This window comes from Bradyrhizobium sp. ARR65 (assembly GCF_000472385.1).
Lineage (GTDB): Bacteria > Pseudomonadota > Alphaproteobacteria > Rhizobiales > Xanthobacteraceae > Bradyrhizobium.
In genome coordinates this window covers 46038-66221 of record NZ_AWZU01000022.1, presented here as the reverse complement: position 1 = coordinate 66221, position 20184 = coordinate 46038, and the positions used below count along the sequence as shown (strand labels likewise).

General features: G+C 63.4%; 23 protein-coding genes. 16 read left to right on the top strand and 7 right to left on the bottom strand.

What is annotated here, in order from left to right; all coding sequences use genetic code 11:
* Window positions 1–104: 104 nt before the first annotated feature.
* On the bottom strand, window positions 105–644 hold the full coding sequence (locus tag F758_RS0123190; protein ID WP_024510106.1) for an invasion associated locus B family protein: 540 nt from the start codon (window positions 642–644) through the stop codon (window positions 105–107).
* 469 nt (window positions 645–1113) lie between these two features.
* Here F758_RS0123190 and coxB point away from each other — a divergent pair, with 469 nt between their 5' ends.
* The 13 genes from coxB to F758_RS0123120 all read left to right on the top strand — a co-directional run bounded on the left by coxB (window position 1114) and on the right by F758_RS0123120 (window position 13184).
* A complete protein-coding gene (coxB, locus tag F758_RS0123185) occupies window positions 1114–1953 on the top strand; it encodes a cytochrome c oxidase subunit II (protein WP_024510105.1) in 840 nt (279 codons plus the stop codon).
* 77 nt (window positions 1954–2030) lie between these two features.
* A complete protein-coding gene (ctaD, locus tag F758_RS0123180) occupies window positions 2031–3635 on the top strand; it encodes a cytochrome c oxidase subunit I (RefSeq protein WP_024510104.1) in 1605 nt (534 codons plus the stop codon).
* 63 nt (window positions 3636–3698) lie between these two features.
* Entirely contained in the window at window positions 3699–4637 is a 939-nt protein-coding gene (locus F758_RS0123175) for a heme o synthase (RefSeq protein WP_024510103.1), read from the top strand.
* A gap of 15 nt (window positions 4638–4652) precedes the next feature.
* The gene (locus F758_RS0123170) at window positions 4653–4817 is read left to right on the top strand and encodes a cytochrome c oxidase system small membrane protein (protein WP_024510102.1); all 165 of its coding nucleotides are present in this window, start codon (window positions 4653–4655) and stop codon (window positions 4815–4817) included.
* Window positions 4818–4822: 5 nt separating this feature from the next.
* Complete coding sequence (locus tag F758_RS0123165) at window positions 4823–5446, top strand: cytochrome c oxidase assembly protein (protein ID WP_024510101.1); 624 nt, start codon at window positions 4823–4825, stop codon at window positions 5444–5446.
* Window positions 5447–5522: 76 nt separating this feature from the next.
* Window positions 5523–6419: a cytochrome c oxidase subunit 3 gene (locus F758_RS0123160; RefSeq protein WP_024510100.1), complete on the top strand. Its 897-nt coding sequence runs from the start codon at window positions 5523–5525 to the stop codon at window positions 6417–6419.
* A gap of 240 nt (window positions 6420–6659) precedes the next feature.
* Entirely contained in the window at window positions 6660–7061 is a 402-nt protein-coding gene (locus F758_RS0123155; protein ID WP_024510099.1) for a DUF983 domain-containing protein, read from the top strand.
* Window positions 7058–7819: an SURF1 family protein gene (locus F758_RS0123150; protein ID WP_024510098.1), complete on the top strand. Its 762-nt coding sequence runs from the start codon at window positions 7058–7060 to the stop codon at window positions 7817–7819. The genes F758_RS0123155 and F758_RS0123150 overlap by 4 nt, the downstream gene beginning before the upstream one ends.
* A 192-nt stretch (window positions 7820–8011) precedes the next feature.
* Window positions 8012–8590 (top strand): cysteine hydrolase family protein, encoded by a 579-nt coding sequence (locus tag F758_RS0123145; protein WP_024510097.1) that lies wholly within the window; start codon window positions 8012–8014, stop codon window positions 8588–8590.
* Window positions 8591–9004: 414 nt separating this feature from the next.
* Window positions 9005–10438, top strand: a complete 1434-nt coding sequence (gene thrC, locus F758_RS0123140) for a threonine synthase (RefSeq protein ID WP_024510096.1) — start codon at window positions 9005–9007, stop codon at window positions 10436–10438.
* Window positions 10435–11724 (top strand): M16 family metallopeptidase, encoded by a 1290-nt coding sequence (locus F758_RS0123135; protein WP_024510095.1) that lies wholly within the window; start codon window positions 10435–10437, stop codon window positions 11722–11724. The genes thrC and F758_RS0123135 overlap by 4 nt, the downstream gene beginning before the upstream one ends.
* 28 nt (window positions 11725–11752) lie before the next feature.
* Complete coding sequence (locus tag F758_RS0123130) at window positions 11753–12340, top strand: GNAT family N-acetyltransferase (RefSeq protein ID WP_024510094.1); 588 nt, start codon at window positions 11753–11755, stop codon at window positions 12338–12340.
* 202 nt (window positions 12341–12542) lie between these two features.
* A complete protein-coding gene (locus F758_RS0123120; protein WP_024510093.1) occupies window positions 12543–13184 on the top strand; it encodes a hypothetical protein in 642 nt (213 codons plus the stop codon).
* 187 nt (window positions 13185–13371) lie between these two features.
* Here F758_RS0123120 and F758_RS0123115 read toward each other — a convergent pair whose 3' ends face one another.
* The 5 genes from F758_RS0123115 to F758_RS0123095 form a co-directional block, all read right to left on the bottom strand.
* Window positions 13372–13857, bottom strand: coding sequence for a F0F1 ATP synthase subunit B family protein (locus F758_RS0123115; protein ID WP_024510092.1), 486 nt, complete (start codon window positions 13855–13857; stop codon window positions 13372–13374).
* Window positions 13858–13863: 6 nt separating this feature from the next.
* Window positions 13864–14418 carry a F0F1 ATP synthase subunit B family protein gene (locus F758_RS0123110; RefSeq protein WP_024510091.1) on the bottom strand — a complete coding sequence of 185 codons (555 nt, stop codon included), beginning with the start codon at window positions 14416–14418 and terminating at the stop codon, window positions 13864–13866.
* 29 nt (window positions 14419–14447) lie between these two features.
* The gene (locus tag F758_RS0123105) at window positions 14448–14675 is read right to left on the bottom strand and encodes a F0F1 ATP synthase subunit C (protein ID WP_024510090.1); all 228 of its coding nucleotides are present in this window, start codon (window positions 14673–14675) and stop codon (window positions 14448–14450) included.
* A 40-nt stretch (window positions 14676–14715) separates the two neighbouring features.
* On the bottom strand, window positions 14716–15465 hold the full coding sequence (locus F758_RS0123100; protein WP_024510089.1) for a F0F1 ATP synthase subunit A: 750 nt from the start codon (window positions 15463–15465) through the stop codon (window positions 14716–14718).
* Window positions 15466–15532: 67 nt separating this feature from the next.
* Window positions 15533–15907 (bottom strand): AtpZ/AtpI family protein, encoded by a 375-nt coding sequence (locus tag F758_RS0123095; protein WP_024510088.1) that lies wholly within the window; start codon window positions 15905–15907, stop codon window positions 15533–15535.
* 393 nt (window positions 15908–16300) lie between these two features.
* Between F758_RS0123095 and F758_RS0123090 the strand changes: the two genes are divergently transcribed.
* From F758_RS0123090 to F758_RS0123075, 3 genes are all read left to right on the top strand, one after another.
* Window positions 16301–16924: a 2-hydroxychromene-2-carboxylate isomerase gene (locus F758_RS0123090; protein ID WP_024510087.1), complete on the top strand. Its 624-nt coding sequence runs from the start codon at window positions 16301–16303 to the stop codon at window positions 16922–16924.
* Window positions 16925–17005: 81 nt separating this feature from the next.
* Complete coding sequence (locus tag F758_RS0123080; RefSeq protein ID WP_024510086.1) at window positions 17006–17515, top strand: hypothetical protein; 510 nt, start codon at window positions 17006–17008, stop codon at window positions 17513–17515.
* 130 nt (window positions 17516–17645) lie between these two features.
* Window positions 17646–18119 (top strand): secondary thiamine-phosphate synthase enzyme YjbQ, encoded by a 474-nt coding sequence (locus F758_RS0123075; protein WP_024510085.1) that lies wholly within the window; start codon window positions 17646–17648, stop codon window positions 18117–18119.
* A gap of 60 nt (window positions 18120–18179) precedes the next feature.
* Here the strand turns inward: F758_RS0123075 and F758_RS0123070 are convergent, their stop codons facing one another.
* Window positions 18180–19814 carry an MFS transporter gene (locus tag F758_RS0123070; protein ID WP_035722826.1) on the bottom strand — a complete coding sequence of 545 codons (1635 nt, stop codon included), beginning with the start codon at window positions 19812–19814 and terminating at the stop codon, window positions 18180–18182.
* Window positions 19815–20184: the final 370 nt, after the last annotated feature.

Sequence of the window (20184 nt, the reverse complement as noted above, 5' to 3'; positions counted from 1 at the left end):
CGTCGTCTTACAACGGCGTAATCCTGGGGTTGTGGGTTCCGGCTCAGCGCCGGAACGACCAGAGTAAACATAGGCATTGCCGGACAAAAAGGGAGATGATCTCCCTAGGGCAACTTGTCGTACCCCTCGGCGAGCCCATTCAGGCTGAGCGGGAAGCCAATGCCCTCTTCCGGGGTCTCGAAGATAATGAATGTCGCCGTTTTCGCCGTTTTGAGCTGATTGAGCAGCTTGTCGTCCATCACGACCTCGGCAACGCAGCCATTCGGCAGGCAGCGGACGAAGCCGGCGCGGCCGACATCGACATTGTCGAGTTTCAAACCCAGCCCTGAGGGCAACAGCACCCCGAGCGGCGCCACCACCCGCATCAGCCGGCTCTTCTGGTCGGCGGTCTTCAGCACGATCACGGTCAAACCGGCATTGGAGCGGTCTTCGGCCACGACGCTTTGGATCAACGCGCATTGTTCGTTCTGCGCGCCGGGCGGGGTATCGCAGCGGATCTGCCAGTCGCCATGCACCGAGCGCACCGCGCCTTGCGCATTCGCGCTGGCGGTCAAGCCAAGCAGCGAGAGTGCGGCGAGGGCCGCGCAGGCAAGCCAGCGGATGCTTGCGATGCCGCCTTTGAAAAAGTGTTGCGAAGGCCCCATCCGGGTCGATCCCTTCAGATTTTAATGGCTTTGTTGCCCCGCGCCGCCGACAGATACAGCAATAACGGCGCCTTGAAGGCGCTGGCCACCGGCCGATTCCCATGCCCCTTGCGCGAATCAGCGCGTCATGGAGGAGCAACTGATTGTGGGTACAACGAGTGAAACATCTGTCAAGCGCAGAAGCTGCAGCAACGCGCGTTTTCGCCCCGTTTTCACGCTGAAATGTGGCTGGGCGCTGCGAGCCGCAGGGCCGGATCGGCAAATCGGGGCGCGCTGGCATATGCCCCCTACGACTGCATTGCGATGCCTCAAAAATTATGATTTGAAATGATTGATTTCGGCGTTCTAACGATCTGGCCTGGGTATCCCTTGCAGGTGCGACCCTCGGCCGTTTGTCAGAGGGCGGATCGTTAAGCACCCTGCGGCAGACGGGGTGATTTTGGGGATGATTTCGAAGGAGCGGAGCGACATGAAGATGTCGAAGGGCCGGGTGGGCCGGGGCTTGCTCGCGTTGGCGGTGGCGGGTGCGGCGTTGGTCGCCAGTGGGGCGGCGTTCGCCGAGTTGGGGCAACCATCGCCGTGGGAGTGGTCCCTGCAGCCTGCGGGCTCGCCGGTGATGGACCAGATCCACTGGTTCCATGGCGTGCTTCTGACCATCATCACCTGCATTACGCTGTTCGTGCTGGCGCTCCTGATCACCGTCATGGTGAAGTTCAATGCCAGGTCCAATCCGGTCCCCTCACGAACCACGCACAATACCTTGATCGAGGTGGCCTGGACGCTGATTCCGGTCCTGATCCTGGTCAGCATCGCGGTGCCGTCGTTCCGCCTGCTATTCCTGCAACTCGACATCCCGAAGGCTGATTTGACGGTGAAGGCGACCGGCAAGCAGTGGTATTGGAGCTATGCCTATCCTGATAACGGCAAGTTCGAATTCGATTCGCTGTTGGCGCAGGACAAGCAGCCGCGTCTGCTCGGCGTCGACAATGAGATGGTGGTGCCGGTCAACAAGGTGATCCGGGTGCAGACCACCGGCGCCGACGTCATCCATTCCTTCGCGGTGCCCGCCTTCGGCATCAAGATCGACGCCATTCCCGGCCGCCTGAACGAGACCTGGTTCAAGGCCGAGAAGACCGGCATGTATTACGGGCAGTGTTCCGAGCTCTGCGGCAAGGATCACGCCTTCATGCCGATCGCGGTGAGGGTGGTGAGCGACCAGGAATTCGCGGCCTGGGTCGAGGACGCGAAGAAGAAGTTTGCGAGCGCAAAGACCAACACCTACGCTTCGGCGGCGGACGCGGCGCAGTAGAGCGCCGCGATCGAACTTTAGGGCGACAAGGGCCTGACAAAGGTCCGATCAGGGGACTGCAAGGCTAGGATTTCAAGATGGCAACGAACGTAGCGACGCATGACGATCACGCCCATGACCATCCGACGGGATGGCGGCGCTGGCTGTTCTCGACCAACCACAAGGACATCGGCACGATGTACCTCGTGTTCGCGGTCATCGCGGGCATCATCGGCGCGGCCATGTCGATCGCGATCCGCGCCGAGCTGATGTATCCGGGCGTGCAGATCTTCCATGAGACCCACACCTATAACGTGTTCGTGACCTCGCACGGCCTGATCATGATCTTCTTCATGGTCATGCCGGCGATGATCGGCGGCTTCGGCAACTGGTTCGTGCCGCTGATGATCGGCGCGCCCGACATGGCGTTCCCGCGCATGAACAACATCTCGTTCTGGCTGCTGCCGGCCTCCTTCTCGCTGCTGCTCATCTCGGGCTTTGTCGAGGGCGAGCCCGGCGCCAACGGCGTCGGTGCGGGCTGGACCATGTATGCGCCGCTGTCGACCTCGGGCCATCCGGGACCGGCGGTCGACTTCGCGATCCTGTCGCTGCACCTTGCCGGCGCGTCCTCGATTCTGGGCGCCATCAACTTCATCACCACGATCTTCAATATGCGCGCTCCTGGCATGACGCTGCACAAGATGCCGCTGTTCGTGTGGTCGATCCTGGTGACGGTGTTCCTGCTGCTCTTGTCGCTGCCGGTGCTGGCGGGCGCCATCACCATGCTGCTCACCGACCGCAATTTCGGCACCACCTTCTTCTCGGCTGACGGCGGCGGCGATCCCGTGCTGTTCCAGCACCTGTTCTGGTTCTTTGGTCATCCCGAAGTGTACATCCTGATCCTGCCGGGCTTCGGCATGATCAGCCAGATCGTCTCGACCTTTTCGCGCAAGCCGGTGTTCGGCTATCTCGGCATGGCCTATGCGATGGTCGCGATCGGCGGCATCGGCTTCGTGGTGTGGGCGCACCACATGTACACCGTCGGCATGAGCTCGGCGACGCAGGCCTATTTCGTCGCGGCCACGATGGTCATCGCGGTCCCCACCGGCGTGAAGATCTTCTCCTGGATCGCCACGATGTGGGGCGGCTCGATCGAGTTCCGGGCGCCGATGCTGTGGGCCATCGGTTTCATCTTCCTGTTCACGGTCGGCGGCGTGACCGGCGTGGTGCTCGCCAATGCCGGCGTCGACCGCGTGCTGCAGGACACCTATTACGTGGTGGCGCACTTCCACTACGTGCTCTCGCTCGGCGCCGTGTTTGCGATCTTCGCCGGCTGGTACTACTGGTTCCCGAAAATGTCGGGCTACATGTACAACGAGACCATCGCGAAGGCGCACTTCTGGGTCACCTTCATCGGCGTCAACATGGTGTTCTTCCCGCAGCACTTCCTCGGGCTGTCAGGCATGCCGCGCCGCTATGTCGATTATCCGGATGCGTTCGCCGGCTGGAATTTCATTTCTTCGATCGGCTCCTACATCTCCGGCTTCGGCGTTCTGATCTTCATCTACGGCGTGATCGATGCCTTCCTGCGCAAGCAGCAGGCCGCCAACAACCCGTGGGGCGCCGGCGCCACCACGCTGGAATGGACGCTGTCGTCGCCGCCTCCGTTCCACCAGTTCGAAGTGCTGCCGCGCGTGCAGTAAGGTCAAGGCTTAGCGCGGCGCCGTCAAACGGCGCCGTGCCGTTTAAAGGAAGCGAGTTCTCTCTTGTCCGTTGTCGATCAGAACACGATCGCTCTCGCGCCCCGGATCTCCGAGGCCGAGGTTTCCGATTACATCGCGCTGCTCAAGCCGCGCGTGATGTCGCTCGTGATCTTCACGGCGCTGGTGGGGCTCGTGATGGCGCCCGGCCATTTCCACCCCGTGCTGGCCTTCACCTCGTTGCTCTGCATCGCGGTCGGAGCCGGCGCCTCGGGCGCGCTCAACATGGCGTTTGAGGGCGATCTCGACGCCAAGATGACACGGACCGCCAACCGGCCGATCCCGCGCGGGCGCATCACGCGCGCGGAAGCGACCGCCTTCGGCATGACGCTGGCCTTCTTCTCGGTGCTGACGCTTGGCATCCTGGTGAACTGGTACGCAGGCGCCCTGCTTGCCTTCACCATCTTCTTCTATGTCGTGATCTACACGCTGGGCCTGAAACGGCGCACCGCGCAGAACATCGTGATCGGCGGTGCCGCCGGCTCGCTGCCGCCGGTGGTGGCCTGGGTCGCGGCGACCGGCTCGCTCTCGGTCGAGCCGCTGCTGCTGTTCCTGATCATCTTCTTCTGGACGCCCCCGCATTTCTGGGCGCTTGCGCTGTTCCGCTCCGACGATTACGCGCGCGCCGGCGTGCCGATGCTTCCCGTCGTCGCCGGTCCCGACGTGACGCGGCTGCAGATCCTGCTCTACACTGTCGTGCTGGTCGTGGTCGCCGCTGCGCCCTGGCCGCTCGGCTATTTCGACGCAATCTACGGCGTGACCTCGCTCGTGCTGGGCGCCGTGATGCTGGCGCTGGCGATCAATGTCTATCGCCGCCGCGAGCGCGGCGAATCGCTGCGCGCGACGCGAAAGCTGTTTGCGTTCTCGATCCTTTACCTGTTTGCGCTGTTCGCGACTCTGCTTCTCGAGGTCGTCGTTCGCGCCGTGCTGCCTGTCGTCTGGTAGGGAGCGCATGCCACAATGTCCGACGAGCGGCCGCCAGATGGTATCATCCTCACCGAGGCGCAGAAGCGCAGCCGTCGGAATCGATCGATTGCGACCGCGCTCGCGCTCGGCGTCCTGGTGCTGTTGTTTTTCGCGGTCACTCTCGTCAAGGGGCCGGCCGTGCTGAACAGGCCGTTGTGACCGACATGGAGAGCCAGCCCACCAAGCAGATCAAACCAGGCCCCGGGCTCAGCCGGGACGCGCTGGTCGCGTCGATCGCGGGCTTTGTGGTGGTGCTGATGGTCGGCGCGTCCTATGCGGCGGTGCCGTTCTACAACTGGTTCTGCCGCACCACGGGCTTCAACGGCACCACGCAGGTCGCCAAATCAGCGCCGCTCTCAAAGCCGCTGGCGCGGACCGTCGCGGTGCGCTTCGATTCCAACGTGGCGGGTGGATTGCCCTGGAAATTCGAGCCGGAAAAGACCGAGATCGACGTCCACATCGGCGAGGTCGTGACCGTCTATTACACCGTCACCAACCAGTCCGCACGGACCACGACCGGGCAGGCGGCCTATAATGTGACCCCGCTGACGGTCGGTGCCTATTTCCAGAAGATCAACTGCTTCTGCTTCACCGAGCAGACGTTTGCCCCGGGCGAGAAGCGTGAGATGCCGGTGGTGTTCTATGTCGATCCGTCGATCGCCGAGGACCACGAAAACGACGGCCTGAACACCATCACGCTGTCCTACACCTTCTATCCCGTGCGCGAGCCGGCCGACCAGCCGATCGCTGCCGGAGAGCCGGACAAGCGCACGCGACCGCCGGGATAGGCAGTGCAGAGGATTTGATTTTTGAAGTGAATATGTGCCGAATGAAACGGCATCGTTAAGGGAGAAAGACGGCAAAATGGCTACGGCGCAACTCAAGCATCACGACTACCACTTGGTGAATCCGAGCCCGTGGCCTGTGGTCGGCTCGCTCTCCGCTTTCGTCATGGCGGTCGGCGCGATCGCCTGGATGCATCACATGTTCTCCGCGGCGCCGATCGTGTTCGGCGTCGGCACCATCGGCGTGCTCTACACGATGGCGAGCTGGTGGGGCGACGTCATCAACGAGGCCGAGCACAGGGGTGATCACACCCGCGTCGTGCAGATCAGCCACCGCTACGGCATGATCCTGTTCATCGCCTCGGAGGTGATGTTCTTCGTCGCCTGGTTCTGGGCGTTCTTCAACTCGGCGCTGTTTCCGGCCGATGCCGTGCATGCCACGCGCGACGCCATCTTCGGCTGCGGCCCGGGCACCGAGCCCGGCGCCTGCGCGGTGCCCGGCACCTGGCCGCCCAAGGGCATCGAGGCCTTCAATCCCTGGCACCTGCCGCTTTTGAACACGCTGATCCTGCTCACCTCGGGCACTACCGTCACCTGGGCGCATCACGCGCTGCTCGAGAACGATCGGCGGGGCCTGAAATACGGACTGATCCTGACCATCCTGCTGGGCGCGAGCTTCACCTGCGTGCAGGCCTGGGAATACGCCCATGCCGCCTTCGGCTTCTCAGGCAACGTCTATGGCGCCACCTTCTTCATGGCGACCGGTTTCCACGGCTTCCATGTGCTGATCGGCACCATCTTCCTGATCGTCTGCCTGGTCCGCGCCTATCTCGGCCACTTCAACCCGAAGCAGCACCTCGGCTTCGAATTCGCCGCCTGGTACTGGCATTTCGTCGACGTGGTCTGGCTCTTCCTGTTCGTCTGCATCTACGTCTGGGGCACCGGCGGCGGCCGGGTCGGCGTGGCCGGCGAGTAGATCAGGCTCGGATGTGCTACAAGGGGGCGGCAGCGCGGCCGCCCCTTTTTCTTTTTCTGACTGACGAAGAGCGTCCATTTTGTTCCGTCATCCTGGTGTGCGAGCGCAAGCGAGCCGCGAATGATGAACGGCCCCGCCGTGAGAGACGGGCCGTCGCCCTTCGAGACGGCCGCGTTGCGGCCTCCTCAAGCGTGACGGTTCTAGTTCGGAGCCGGTAAGGCCTCGTGCTAAACTATTCTCATGACCAATCTCAGCGCCCCCCACGAACAACCCACCGTCTGGCAAAGCGCGCTGCGCGGCATCGCCTGCCGCTGCCCGCGTTGCGGCAGGGGCAAGCTGTTCGCAGGGTTCCTCACGCTGCGCCCGCATTGCGAGAATTGCGGGCTCGACTACGCCTTCATCGACAGCGGCGACGGCCCTGCCGTCTTCATCATCATGCTCGCGGGCGCCATTGTGGTGGCTTGCGCGCTGATCGTGGAGGTGAAATACCAGCCGCCGTTCTGGGTGCATGCGGCGCTCTGGCTGCCGCTGATCCTCGTCACCACCCTGCTGCCGTTGCGCTCCATGAAATCGCTTCTGATCGCGCTGCAATTCCATCACAAGGCGGCCGAAGGCCGGCTGATCGAACGCGCGCCGAAATGACCGCGCTTTCCTGGCGGCGGCAGGGTACCGGCTTTGCCATCTTCACGCTGGTCATGGTGGCCGTGTTCGTCGGCCTCGGGATCTGGCAGTTGCAGCGCCGCGTCGAAAAGCATGCGCTGATCGCAGCCCTCACCGAGCGTGTCGCGGCGCCGCCAGTGTCATTGCCGCAAGCGTCGCAATGGCACGCACTGAGTGCGGATAACGACGAATTCCGCCGCGTCACGTTCACTGCCGCTTACGCGCGTGCGCCTGACGCCATGGTCTATTCCTCCGGCTCTGCCGTGCGCGAGGACATTTCCGGTCCCGGCACGTGGGCGTTCCTGCCGGCGCGCCTGCCATCCGGCGAAACGGTGGTAGTCAATGCCGGCTTCGTGCCGAATACGATGCAGGATCGCGACGTGCAGGACCGCGCGGTGACAAAACTGATCACGGGCCAGCCGGTGACGCTCTCGGGCTATTTGCGTTTTCCTGAAGCTCCCGGCCTGTTCACGCCGGCGGAAAACCGCGACAAGCGCCTGTGGTTCGTCCGCGACCATCTCGCCATGGCAAGCCGGCTCGGCTGGGGCACGGTGGCGCCGTTCTACATTGACCTGGAAGCGCCGGTGCCGGCGAACGGCATCCCGAAGCCTGGCCCGCTCACGCCGCAGCTGCGTGACGACCACATGCAATACGCCATCACCTGGTTTTCGCTCGCGGCGATGGTGCTGATCGCATTCGCGGTCTGGCTGCGCGGAAGGCGGGGCGTCGAGAATCGATAGGGCGGATCAGCGAGCCTGATCGCCCGGTGAGAGCCGACCGCGGACGAATCGCTATTTGCGCGCTCACGGGCCTGTCACCGACATGCTGCCGGGCGGCCTCATTGCGTCTCGAAACGAGGGAAAAACGGCGTTTGGTGACCTCGCGCCGTCATCGCATACTCGGTCCTTAAATCGCTTCCGGAATTTTTGCCCATGGACAATCTGCAACTCCGCACGGCCCTCATTGTTGTCGATGTCCAGTGCGCGTTCGACGAATGGGAAGCGGCGGGTCAGCGGCGCAATAATCCTGCCGCCGTCGCGCGGATCGCCGACCTCTTGCGAGCCTTCAGGAATCGCGCTGCGCCGATCTTCCACATTCGCCACGAAGGCACGCACCCGAGATCGTCGTTCCTGCCTGGCAGCCCCGGCTATGCTGTCAAGGATGAGGCGCGCGAACTTCCCGGCGAGCCCGTCATTGTGAAGTGCGTGAACAGCGCTTTCATCGGCACGGACCTCGAGAGCCGGCTCCGCGCGGCTGATATCACGACACTGGTCATCTGCGGCGCCACCACCAATCATTGCGTCGAGACCACGACGCGGATGGCGGATAATCTCGGTTTCGACGCAAGACTCGTGCGTGATGCGACCTGGACCTTCGACCGCGTCGGCCCCGATGGCGACGCGCATTCGGCGGAGGACATCCATGCAATGACTCTGGCCAACCTCAATGGCGAGTTCGCGCAGGTCGTAACCACCGCCGAGGCCATCGCCACGCTGGCGCGAGGGCTGTAACGCAGATCGGCGAAGCGACGTCGTGCGGCCATCCCTGCGCCCTCTGTTTTCGGAGGGAGGAGGTTCGTGCAAAGCTCGGGCGCGACGCGTCGCGGGGATGCGAAGACGTGTCCGCAGTGTTACCTGCGGCCCATCCTTCGAGACGCCGCTTTGCGGCTCCTCCGGTTGTGGTCGGGATTCGCGGCAACCAGGTAGACCCGAGCGCGGCAAGCCGCGCGTCTCGAACCAGGCAGGCCCGCGCTGCGCCGCGACCGCTCAATGATGCAGAACCGCCAACGAGCCACCGGTACGCCAACAAGCCGTTTCCTCTTCTCGCCAAAACGCATTAATGTGCGGCCCCACCTTGCCCAAGGGCAAATGGAATTTGAGTAAAATCAAACACTTAATGCCCCGGCCGAGGGGCTGGAGATGAATTTGCCGCGCTATATTTCCACCCGGGGGGAGGCTCCGGGGCTAGGCTTCTGCGACGTGATGCTGGCCGGGCTCGCCCGCGACGGGGGTTTGTATGTGCCCGAGAGCTGGCCGCAGCTTGAGCCCGAGGCCATCGCGTCCTTCTTCGGCCGGCCCTATTGGGAAGTCGCCGTCGAGGTGATTCGCCCTTTCACGGGCGGCGAGATTTCCGATGCCGATCTCGGCCGCATGGCGAATGAGGCCTATGCCACCTTCCGTCACCCTGCGGTGGTGCCGCTGAAGCAGATGGCGCCGCATCTGTTCCTGCTGGAACTGTTCCACGGCCCGACGCTCGCGTTCAAGGACGTGGCCATGCAGCTCATCTCACGGCTGATGGACCACGTGCTCGCCCAGCGCGGCCAGCGCACCACGATCGCGGTCGCGACATCAGGCGACACCGGCGGCGCCGCGGTGGAAGCATTCGCCAATCTGGAAAATGTCGATCTCGTCGTGCTGTTTCCGCACGGCCGCATCTCTGAGGTGCAGCGGCGGATGATGACGACGACCGGCGCCAGTAACGTCCATGCGCTCGCGATCGAAGGCACGTTTGATGACTGTCAGGCGATCGTGAAGGCCATGTTCAACCACCATCGGTTCCGCGATCAGGTGGCGCTGTCGGCCGTCAATTCCATCAACTGGGCGCGGATCGTCGCCCAGGTCGTGTATTATTTCACTTCCGCGGTCGCGCTCGGCGCGCCGGCCCGCGCCGTCAATTTCACCGTGCCGACCGGCAATTTCGGCGACATCTTTGCGGGCTACGTCGCCAAGCGCATGGGGCTGCCGGTGCGTACCCTGCGCATCGCGGCGAACATCAACGACATCCTGGCGCGCACGCTGAAGACAGGCATTTATGAGGTCCGCGAGGTGCACGCGACAGCCTCGCCCTCGATGGACATCCAGGTGTCCTCGAATTTCGAGCGGCTGCTGTTCGAGGCGAGCCGGCGCGATGCGCACCTCGTGCGCCGCCTGATGGAGCAGCTCAAGCAGTCGGGACGTTTCGTGCTTCCCGATGCCATGCTGGCCGCCATCCGCGAAGAGTTCGATGCCGGCCGCGCCGACGAGACCGAGACCTCGGCCGCGATCCGCGCCGCCTGGCGCGAGGCCGGCGAGCTCGTCGATCCCCACACTGCGGTGGCGCTTGCGGTCGCGGAGCGCGACAGTTCCGAATCCGCGATCCCCACAATCGTGCTGTCGACCGCGCATCCGGCCAAATTTCCCGATGCGGTCGAGGCGGCCTGTGGGGTGCGGCCGCAATTGCCGGCCTGGCTCGACGGACTGATGACGAGGAGCGAGCAAGTCAAGATCATGAAAAACGACCAGGCCGAGGTAGAGCGCTTCGTTCGCTCGGTGAGCCGCGCCGCCAAACAAGGGGCCGACACGCAAGGAGTCGCCGGATGAGCGTTGAAATCACAAAACTCCCCTCCGGCCTCACGGTCGTGACCGACACCATGCCGCAGGTGGAAACCGCGGCGCTCGGCGTATGGGCCGGAGTGGGCGGCCGCGACGAGCAGCCGAACGAGCACGGCATCTCGCATCTGTTGGAGCACATGGCTTTCAAGGGCACCACGCGGCGCAGCGCGCGCGAGATCGTGGAAGAGATCGAGGCAGTGGGCGGCGATCTCAATGCCGGCACCTCCACCGAGACCACGGCCTATTATGCGCGGGTGATGAAGGCCGACGTGCCGCTCGCCCTCGACGTGCTCGCCGACATCCTCGCCAACCCATCCTTCGTGCCGGACGAACTGGAGCGCGAGAAGAACGTCATCGTGCAGGAGATCGGAGCCGCGCAGGATACGCCCGACGACGTCGTCTTCGAGCATCTCAACGAGCTCTGCTATCCCGATCAGCCGATGGGGCGATCGCTGCTGGGCACGGCGAAGACGCTGAGGCAGTTCGACCGCGACATGTTGCGCGGCTATCTCGCCACCCATTATCGCGCGCCCGATATGGTGGTCGCCGCGGCCGGCGCGGTGGATCACAAGCAGGTGGTCGCGGACGTCGAAGCCCGCTTTGCAAGTTTCGATCCGACGCCGGCGCCGAAGCCCGAACCCGCGATGTTCGGCAAGGGCGGCTCGCGTGTGGTGCATCGCGACCTCGAGCAGGCGCATCTGACGCTGGCGCTGGAAGGCGTGCCGCAGACCGATCTGTCGCTGTTTTCGCTGCAGGTCTTCACCAATGCGCTCGGCGGCGGCATGTCGTCGCGGCTATTCCAGGAGGTACGCGAGAAACGCGGTCTCTGCTACTCGATCTACACCTTCCACGCGCCCTATACCGACACCGGCTTCTTCGGTCTCTACACCGGCACCGATCCGGCCGATGCGCCGGAAATGATGGAGGTGGTGGTAGACGTCATCAACGAGGCGGTGGAAACCTTGACCGAGCCCGAGGTCGCCCGCGCCAAGGCGCAGATGAAAGCCGGCCTGTTGATGGCGCTGGAGAGCTGTTCGGCGCGCGCCGAGCAACTGGCGCGGCATGTCCTGGCCTATGGCCGACCGCAAACTCTGGAAGAGCTGATCGGGCGCATCGATGCGGTCAGCGTCGAATCGACGCGAGACGCCGCGCGCGCCCTGCTGGCGCGCAGTCACCCAGCCGTGGTCGCGCTCGGCAGCGGCAGGGGTCTGGACACGGCGGTCAATTTTGCGGAAGGATTGGTGAGATCGAAGGCGAGGGCGCGGCTGCATTGAGGGCGCGTTCGCCTCGGAGGGCATCACAATGGCGCTGTTCCGATTGCCAACCGGCGGACCACCCGCGCTAGCCCCGCGGGGCAATGGTCTGCTGTTGCGCACGCCGCAGATGTCCGACTACATGCAGTGGGCGCATTTACGGGACATCAGCCGCGACTATCTCACGCCGTGGGAGCCGATCTGGCCCTCTGATGACCTCACCCGTTCCGGGTTTCGGCGGCGGCTGCGTCGTTATGCCGAGGACATCGCCGCCGACCGCTCCTATCCCTTCCTCATTTTCCGGGAATTGGACGGCGCGATGATCGGCGGGATCACGCTCGCCAATGTGCGGCGCGGCATCGTGCAGGCCGGCACCATCGGCTATTGGGTCGGCCAGCCGCATGCCCATCGTGGCTACATGACGGCAGCCCTGCGCGTGCTGTTGCCGACGCTGTTCGGGGAGCTCAATTTGCACCGGGTCGAGGCCGCCTGCATTCCTTCCAACGTTGCCTCGGTTCGCGTGCTGGAGAAATGCGGCTTTTCCCGGGAGGGCCTGGCGCGGCGCTATCTCTGCATCAACGGCGTGTGGCAGGATCATCTGCTGTTCGGCCTGTTGAGCGAGGAATTCCGCGGTTAGGAAATGGCGGGCCGATCGAGGCGAAGAACAAGTTCTTCCCTCTCCCCGCAAGCGGGGCGAGGCGAATGGAATTCGCGGACGAAGCGAATTTCAATTGCAAGTACCGACGATTGGACGATGGTCAGCGCCTTGGGTTCGCCGTGATCACGCTGATATAAGTTTCGCGGGAACCGACGACCTGATGCACTCAAAATCATCGATCATGGGTAAAATCTCTCTCAGAATCAGCAGCAGCGCGATCGCGCTTGCGATCGGTATCGCGATTTGCGCAACGCCGGCGGCGTCGCAGTCGCTGACCGATCGTTTCAAGAGTCTCTTCGGTGGCAAGTCGGACGAGCCGGCGCAACAGCCGCCGATCGTCGACCCGAACCAGGACCAGCAACCCGATCTGAATTGTCCGCCGGTGACAATTCGCTCCGGCGCCTCGACCTATGCAGTGGCGGCGCCCGGCAAGCAGCCGATCGGCAACGACGTGCGCTTCCAGGCCACCATCACCAAGACCGCGCGCGAATGCATCAAGAACGGCGGCGACATCACCGCGCATATTGGGATTCAGGGCCGTGTCATCGTCGGTCCATCCGGGGCGCCGCCGACGGTCGAGATTCCGATGCGCATCGCCGTGGTACAGGGCGGCGTCAGCGAGAAGGTGATCGCCACCAAGGCCTACCGTACCACCGTGGAACTGGGTGAGCAGGACAGCGTGCCGTTCAGCCTGGTCGCGAACGATCTGGTCTATCCAGTCCCGCCGGGCGCCACTGGGGACAATTACGTCTTCTACATCGGCTTCGACCCGCAGGCGCTGGCGCCCGAGCCGAAGCCGAGGGCAGTGAAACGGAAGAGGTGAGCCGCGCGCTGTTCTGTCATCATCCGCGAAAGCGGGCGATCCAGTATTCCAGAGGCGACGGTCGTTCCTTAAGCAGGCGCGGATTACTGGATCGCCCGGTCGGGCCGGGGCGATGACAGTGGGACAAAGCAAAAGCCGGCGCGATCATCTCGCGCCGGCTTTGGCAACTCTTGGAGCAGGAGCCGTCTCAGTTGAGCTTCTGCCGAACCTCTGCAATGCCCTTGCTCAGGAGATCGTCGGCGAGCTGGCCCTTCACCGTCTGCGACAGAATGTTGGAGGCTGCGGCGACGGCCGCCTCCGCCGCCGCGGCGCGGACGTCGGCCAGCGCCTGGGCTTCGGCGAGGGCGATCTTGCCTTCGGCCGCCTTGGTGCGACGCGCGACAAAGTCTTCCATCTTGGCCTTGGCCTCGGCCGCGATCCGCTCGGCTTCCGCCTTCGCGCCGGCGACGATGTCCTGGGCCTCGCGTTCGGCGCTGGCGCGACGGGCCTTGTAATCCGCCAGCACCTTGGCCGCTTCTTCCTTCAGCCGCCGCGCATCGTCGAGCTCGGCCTTGATGCGCTCGCCGCGATGGTCGAGCGCCTTCAGGACGGTCTTGTGCACGCCGGCATAGGCGAACAGGCCCATCAGGATCACGAAGGCAACGGCAACCCAGAATTCCGGATCGGAGAACATCTGGTCTTATCCCTTCAGCGATGCGTCGACCGCGGAGTCGATCGCCTTTTTGTCGGGCGCGATCCCCGTCAGCCGCTGCACGATGCTCGTGGCCGCATCCGCCGCGATGCCGCGGACATTGCGCATTGCGGAGGCGCGGGTTGCGGCGATGGTCTTTTCCGCATCCGCGAGCTTGTGCGCCAGCCGCTCCTCCAGCGTCTTGCGCTCGGCCTCGGACTGCGCGTTGAGCTTCTCGCGGTTTTCGTTGCTGATCGCCTGCGCGCGCGAACGGGCGCCCGCAAGCTCGGCCTCGTAGGCCTTCATCGCGGCATCCGACTCGTCCCGGCATTTCTGGGCTTCGGCGAGATCACCGTCGATCTTGTTCTGCCGTGCGTCGAGCACGCTGCCGACGCGCGGCAGCGCGATGCGCGACACAACGAGGTAAAGCGCGACGAAGGCGATCGCCAGCGACACCAGTTGCGAAGCAAAGGTGCTGCTCTGGAACGGCGGGAACGGACGTGCGCCGCCGTCGGCTTCGGTGTGGGCGGTTGCGCTCTTGGCCTCGCCATGACCTTCAGCCATGGGCTACTCCTTCAAGGCTTGGCCGATCCTTACAGTGCGAACAGCAGCAACAACGCGATCAGCAGCGAAAAGATGCCGAGCGCTTCGGTCACCGCGAAACCGAAGATCAGGTTGCCGAACTGGCCCTGGGCAGCCGACGGGTTGCGCACGGCAGCGGCGAGATAGTTGCCGAAGATGATGCCCACGCCGGCGCCAGCGCCACCCAGGCCCATGCAGGCAAGACCAGCGCCAATGTACTTCGCGGCAATCGGATCCATGAAACGAACTCCTTCCAGAGGTTTGATGAGATGGGCCGGATCAGTGGCCCGGATGGATAGCATCGTTGAGATAGATGCAGGTGAGGATGGCGAAGACGTAGGCCTGCAGGAACGCAATCAGCAGCTCGAGTGCGGTCAGGGCCACCGTCAGCCCGAGCGGCAGAACGGCGCCAAGCCAGCCAAGGAAGCCGAAGGCGCCTAGCGTGGCAACGAAGCTTGCAAACACCTTAAGCGTGATGTGACCCGCCAGCATGTTGGCAAACAGTCGCACGCTGTGCGAGACCGGGCGTACGAAAAAGGAGAAGACTTCGATCGCGACGACCAGCGGCAGGATGTAGATCGGAACGCCGCTCGGTACGAAGATCTTCAGGAACTTCAAGCCGTTCTTGTAGAAGCCGTAGATCACGACCGTGAAGAACACAAGCAACGCCAGCGCGGCGGTGACGATGATGTGGCTGGCAATCGTGAATGCGTAGGGGACGATGCCGACGAGGTTGGAAACCGCGAGCAGCATGAAGATCGAAAACACCAGCGGGAAGAACCGCATGCCTTCGCGGCCGGCCGTCGAGCGTATGGTGTTGGCGACGAATTCGTAGCACAGCTCCGCCATCGACTGGATGCGGCCCGGCACGAGCTGCCGCTGCGAGACGCCGCCGATCATCAACAGCGAGATGATCGCGACCGCGCCGAACATGTAGGCCGAGGAATTGGTGAAGGCGATCTCCTGATTGCCGATATGGCCGATCGTGAAGATCTTTTCGATATGGAACTGTTCGATCGGATCGATCATCCGCGCGGAGTCTCTTGCTGCGCCGGCGAGGCCGACGTTTTGGAATTCACTTCGCCGACTGCCGTCGTCAACGGTCGGTTCTTTCCGGGGGCGCGCTCGCCGATCTCACCACATTGACCACGCCGGCAGCAAAGCCAAGCAGGAAGAATACGATGAGCCCGAAAGGCGACGTCGACAGCAGGCGGTCGATACCCCAGCCAATCGCCGCCCCAACAAGGACACTGGCGATCAACTCCGACGAAAGCCGAAGACCACGCGCCATGGCCGATGCCCTGGCCGCTCCGTCTCCGCTCTCGCTGGCGGGTTGGTCGGTCCTGATTTTGCGGGTGTCACGGAGTTCGGACAACCGCTGGTCGAGACTTCCGAGCCTTGCGGAAAGCGCAGCCTCGTCAGGCGATTTATCGCGACTTCCATCTCTGCTGCCGTCCGTGCCTTCCGCCATGTGTGGAGACCCGCACGATGTTGCAGGAAACAGAAATTACGCCCCGTCACCCTCCAAAGCCGCGCGGACCATACTGACGGCACCTACCCGAGTCAAGATTACGTGTTCATTGCTTAGCGCATTGATTCGCTTGCAGTTCTCCGGTCAGCATCACCGCGATCGTGATGTCGATGCCACACCGCCGATGTGGAGGCATGTTTGGCCGGCCGGTCAGTTCCGGCGTGCGGAAATCCCGCGCAGCGACGGCGTCACGACGCGTCCAATCGGATGACGATCTGGAACCCGCCGCGGCCTGCCGCATCGGTCAATTTCGAAGCACCCCATCTGCTTGCGCCTGTTCACCGGGTCTGTTGGGATGATGAGCGAAAACGCGCAAAGCCGCAGGGAGCCAAAATGTCGCGCCGGGTCGACTATTATTTCTCGTTGTCATCGCCCTGGGCCTATATCGGCCACAAGGCCTTTCGCGATGTGGTCGCGACTTATGGTCTTAAGGTGAATCACCAGCCGGTGGTGCTGGTCGATCTGTTCTCGGAGACCGGTGGACTGCCACTGGTCAAGCGACATCCGGTGCGGCAGCGCTACCGCATGGTGGAGCTGCGGCGCTGGCGCGACAAGCGCGGCTTGAACTTCAATCTGCAGCCAAGATACTCCCCGTTCAATGCACGGCTGGCGGATGGGCTCGTCATCGCCGCAATCGAGGCCGGCCACGATCCCGATCCGTTTCTGCGGCGTGCTTTCCCGGCCGTGTGGGAGGATGAACTCGATCTGGCCGATCCCGATACCCTCGCTGGGATCGCCGATGGCGTCGGGCTGCCGGGCCGGCAACTGGTCGAGCACTCGAGCTCGGATGCGATCAGTGCGGCCTATGAGAAGAACCGCCAGGACGCGATTGCAGCCGACGTGTTCGGCTCGCCGGCCTATGTGCTCGACGGCGAGGTGTTTTGGGGACAGGATCGTATCGAACTGCTTGCGGATGCGTTGAAATCAGGACGCCGGCCCTATAGCTCTCAAGGTTAGAGTGTGTTCCGGCAGATGCCGAAAAGATCATGCGCGATCAAACGGAGCGGCACGCGCGTCTTGCGAGGCGGAGCAATCGACATGAGCCCGATCACGTCACCCTATTTCCTCACGAGCCTGACGGTGATGGCCTTTTCGGTGATCGGCCTGGGCGCCGCAGTGGCCGAGCCGGGACCTGAGACCGAGAACGGTCGCTATACGCTGTCGCAGACCGCCGATGGCTTCATTCGCCTCGATACCCGAACCGGCGCGGTCTCCACCTGCAGCAATAACGGCAATGGCTGGGCCTGCTATGAGGTGCCGGATGAGCGCAAGGCGATGGATGAGGCGATCGGCCGGCTTCAGGCCGAGAATGAAAAGCTGAAGGCGGAGCTCGCCTCGCGCGAGCCCGCCCCATCCGCCAAGACCGAGGAGGCGCTGCCGAAATCCGACAAGCAGGTCACGCCCAAGGCAGAAGGCGAGCGCAAGATCGAAATTCCGCTGCCGAGCGATGCGGATGTTGATCGCGTGATGTCATTTCTGGAGCGTGCCTGGCGGCGGTTGGTGGACATGGCCAATCAGATGCAACGGGATGCCTCGGGAAAGATTTGAGATGCGAAGGATGTAGGGTGGGCAAAGGCGCATCGCGCCGTGCCCACCAAGTCCATTCTCGAACAAGCTGGTGGGCACGCTTCGCTTTGCCCACCCTACATCTCTGCTGCACCTCTATTGAGAGTCGATCGTGACGCACTACAAATCCACATCGCGCACTCCGCCATCGGTCGTCACCGCAAACAGCATCGTCACCTCGCAGATCGAGGTGCAAACGACCGGCACGGGATTTTTCGATGTCACGGCCGAGGTCGCGGCCTTCGTGCGCGAGGCCCGCGCAAGAGAGGGGGCGGCGACCCTGTTCATCCGCCACACCTCGGCCTCGCTGACCATTCAGGAAAACGCCGATCCGTCCGTGCTCGACGACCTCGCCACGGCGCTTGATCGGCTCGCGCCGGCGAATGCCGGATGGACGCACGACACGGAAGGCCCCGACGACATGCCGGGCCACATCAAGACCATGCTGACGTCGGTCTCGCTCACGATTCCCGTGCTTGCCGGTAGGCTCGCGCTCGGCACCTGGCAGGCGATCTATCTGGTCGAGCATCGCCGCGCTCCGCATCGGCGCCAGATCGTGCTGCAGTTTTCCGGTCAGGTGGGCTGACAAAAACGGCCGCGGGATCATCCCGCGGCCGGTCTTTTGATCGACACCCGTGCCCGTGTGTCAGGTCTTGGTAATATCGACGTCCTTGGTCTCGGGCAGGAACAGGAAGCCGATGACCAGGCTCATCACGGCGACACCGACCGGATACCAGAGACCGGAATAGATGTTTCCAGTCGCGGCGACGATCGCGAACACTGTGGCCGGCAGGAAGCCGCCGAACCAGCCGTTGCCGATGTGGTAGGGCAGCGACATGCCGCTGTAGCGGATGCGGCTCGGGAACAGCTCGACCAGCCAGGCCGCGATCGGCGCGTAGACCAGCGTCACGTAGATGACCAGGATCCAGAGCAGTACGGTCGTCATGACGTAGTTGATCTCGTTGGGATCCGCAGTCGCCGGGTAGCCGTGGCTCTTGATCGCCGCGGCCAGCGATTTGGCGAAGTCAGCCGCGGTTGCCGTCAGCGTGGTATCGCCAATCTTGACCTGGGCCGGCGTGCCTTTCGGCGCGTCCTGGTTGGTGTAGTTCACCGACAGGTTCACCAGCGCCGATTTAGCGATGTCGCAACCCGTTGTGAATTTTTCCGTACCCGTTGCTTTGAACTGGAACGAGCATTCGCCGGGATCGGCGATCACGGTCACAGGCGCCGAGGCCAGCGCCGCTTCGAGCCGCGGGTTGGCGAAGTGGGTGATTCCCTTGAAGATCGGGAAATAGGTCACGGCCGCCAGCAGGAAGCCCGCCAGGATGATCGGCTTGCGGCCGATCTTGTCGGAGAGCCAGCCGAACAGGACGAAGAAGGGCGTACCGAGCGCGAGCGCAATTACGATCATGATCTGCGCGGGCACGCCGGGTACCTTGAGCGTCTGGGTCAGGAAGAACAGCGCATAGAACTGTCCACCGTACCACACCACCGCTTCGCCGGCCGTGGCGCCGAGCAGCGCCAGGATGGCAATCTTGGCGTTCGACCATTCGGCAAAAGCTTCCGTCAGCGGACGCTTCGACGTCTTGCCCTCTTCCTTCATCCGCTGGAACACTGGCGATTCGCTGAGGCTCAGCCGGATCCAGATCGAGACGATCAGCAGGATGCCGGATGCGAGGAAGGGAATGCGCCAGCCCCAGCTCCCGAAGGAGTCCTCGCCCATCGCGGACCGGATGCCGAGAATTAGCAGCAGCGCCATGAACAGGCCGAGCGTTGCCGTGGTCTGGATCCAGGAGGTGTAGTAACCGCGCTTGTTCCTGGGCGCGTGTTCGGCCACGTAGGTGGCCGCGCCGCCATACTCGCCGCCGAGCGCCAGGCCCTGCACCAGGCGCAGCGCGATCAGCACGATCGGCGCGGCGAGGCCCCAGGTCTGATAGCCCGGCAACAGGCCGATGAAGAAGGTTCCGACGCCCATCAGGGTCATCGTGATCAGGAAGGTATATTTGCGGCCGATCATGTCGCCGAGGCGGCCGAAGATCAGCGCGCCGAACGGACGGACCGCAAAGCCCGCCGCAAAGGCGAGCAGCGCGAAGATGAAGCCGACGGCCGGTGGCACGTTGGAGAAGAAATATTTCGCCAGAAAGGCGCCCAGCGTACCGTAGATGTAGAAGTCGTACCACTCGAAGACGGTGCCGAGCGAGGAAGCGAAAATGACCTTTCGCTCTTCGGCCGTCATTCCTCCGGAGCGGACGCTGCCGCCCGCGGTTGCAGTTATTGTCATGCTTCGCTCCCCGAAAAAGTTAAGTGCAGTATTGCTCCCCCATGCGCCAATGCCGGCGCTCGCCCTGGGGCTTGTCCTCACGGTAACATCGCGCTCAAACCCAGCCCATAAGACTTTAGACTTTTGGCCATGAGCCAGCCGCTCCGCGCGCGGCTTTGCTGTGGATTAACTGCCGCTTGCCTGCTGCGTCGCACAAGGTCGTAATTAACTGCTTTTCGTCAGAGGCTTATTGTGGGCTTGCATGCGAAATACCAACTAAAGAATATAGCGAGCCGACAATTCGAAAGAGAGGGCCTTGGACCGCGGCAGGCCGTCTTTGCAACGAGCGCGCAGACAGATCACGTTCAGAAGACATAATCACGTCCAGAAA

Bases quoted from the DNA above. Each gene is read 5' to 3' on its own strand.
- F758_RS0123190 (WP_024510106.1), bottom strand. From the start codon at position 644: ATGGGGCCTTCGCAACACTTTTTCAAAGGCGGCATCGCAAGCATCCGC.
- coxB (WP_024510105.1), top strand. From the start codon at position 1,114: ATGAAGATGTCGAAGGGCCGGGTGGGCCGGGGCTTGCTCGCGTTGGCG.
- ctaD (WP_024510104.1), top strand. From the start codon at position 2,031: ATGGCAACGAACGTAGCGACGCATGACGATCACGCCCATGACCATCCG.
- F758_RS0123170 (WP_024510102.1), top strand. From the start codon at position 4,653: ATGTCCGACGAGCGGCCGCCAGATGGTATCATCCTCACCGAGGCGCAG.
- F758_RS0123165 (WP_024510101.1), top strand. From the start codon at position 4,823: ATGGAGAGCCAGCCCACCAAGCAGATCAAACCAGGCCCCGGGCTCAGC.
- F758_RS0123160 (WP_024510100.1), top strand. From the start codon at position 5,523: ATGGCTACGGCGCAACTCAAGCATCACGACTACCACTTGGTGAATCCG.
- F758_RS0123155 (WP_024510099.1), top strand. From the start codon at position 6,660: ATGACCAATCTCAGCGCCCCCCACGAACAACCCACCGTCTGGCAAAGC.
- F758_RS0123150 (WP_024510098.1), top strand. From the start codon at position 7,058: ATGACCGCGCTTTCCTGGCGGCGGCAGGGTACCGGCTTTGCCATCTTC.
- F758_RS0123145 (WP_024510097.1), top strand. From the start codon at position 8,012: ATGGACAATCTGCAACTCCGCACGGCCCTCATTGTTGTCGATGTCCAG.
- F758_RS0123135 (WP_024510095.1), top strand. From the start codon at position 10,435: ATGAGCGTTGAAATCACAAAACTCCCCTCCGGCCTCACGGTCGTGACC.
- F758_RS0123130 (WP_024510094.1), top strand. From the start codon at position 11,753: ATGGCGCTGTTCCGATTGCCAACCGGCGGACCACCCGCGCTAGCCCCG.
- F758_RS0123120 (WP_024510093.1), top strand. From the start codon at position 12,543: ATGGGTAAAATCTCTCTCAGAATCAGCAGCAGCGCGATCGCGCTTGCG.
- F758_RS0123115 (WP_024510092.1), bottom strand. From the start codon at position 13,857: ATGTTCTCCGATCCGGAATTCTGGGTTGCCGTTGCCTTCGTGATCCTG.
- F758_RS0123110 (WP_024510091.1), bottom strand. From the start codon at position 14,418: ATGGCTGAAGGTCATGGCGAGGCCAAGAGCGCAACCGCCCACACCGAA.
- F758_RS0123105 (WP_024510090.1), bottom strand. From the start codon at position 14,675: ATGGATCCGATTGCCGCGAAGTACATTGGCGCTGGTCTTGCCTGCATG.
- F758_RS0123100 (WP_024510089.1), bottom strand. From the start codon at position 15,465: ATGATCGATCCGATCGAACAGTTCCATATCGAAAAGATCTTCACGATC.
- F758_RS0123095 (WP_024510088.1), bottom strand. From the start codon at position 15,907: ATGGCGGAAGGCACGGACGGCAGCAGAGATGGAAGTCGCGATAAATCG.
- F758_RS0123090 (WP_024510087.1), top strand. From the start codon at position 16,301: ATGTCGCGCCGGGTCGACTATTATTTCTCGTTGTCATCGCCCTGGGCC.
- F758_RS0123080 (WP_024510086.1), top strand. From the start codon at position 17,006: ATGAGCCCGATCACGTCACCCTATTTCCTCACGAGCCTGACGGTGATG.
- F758_RS0123070 (WP_035722826.1), bottom strand. From the start codon at position 19,814: ATGACAATAACTGCAACCGCGGGCGGCAGCGTCCGCTCCGGAGGAATG.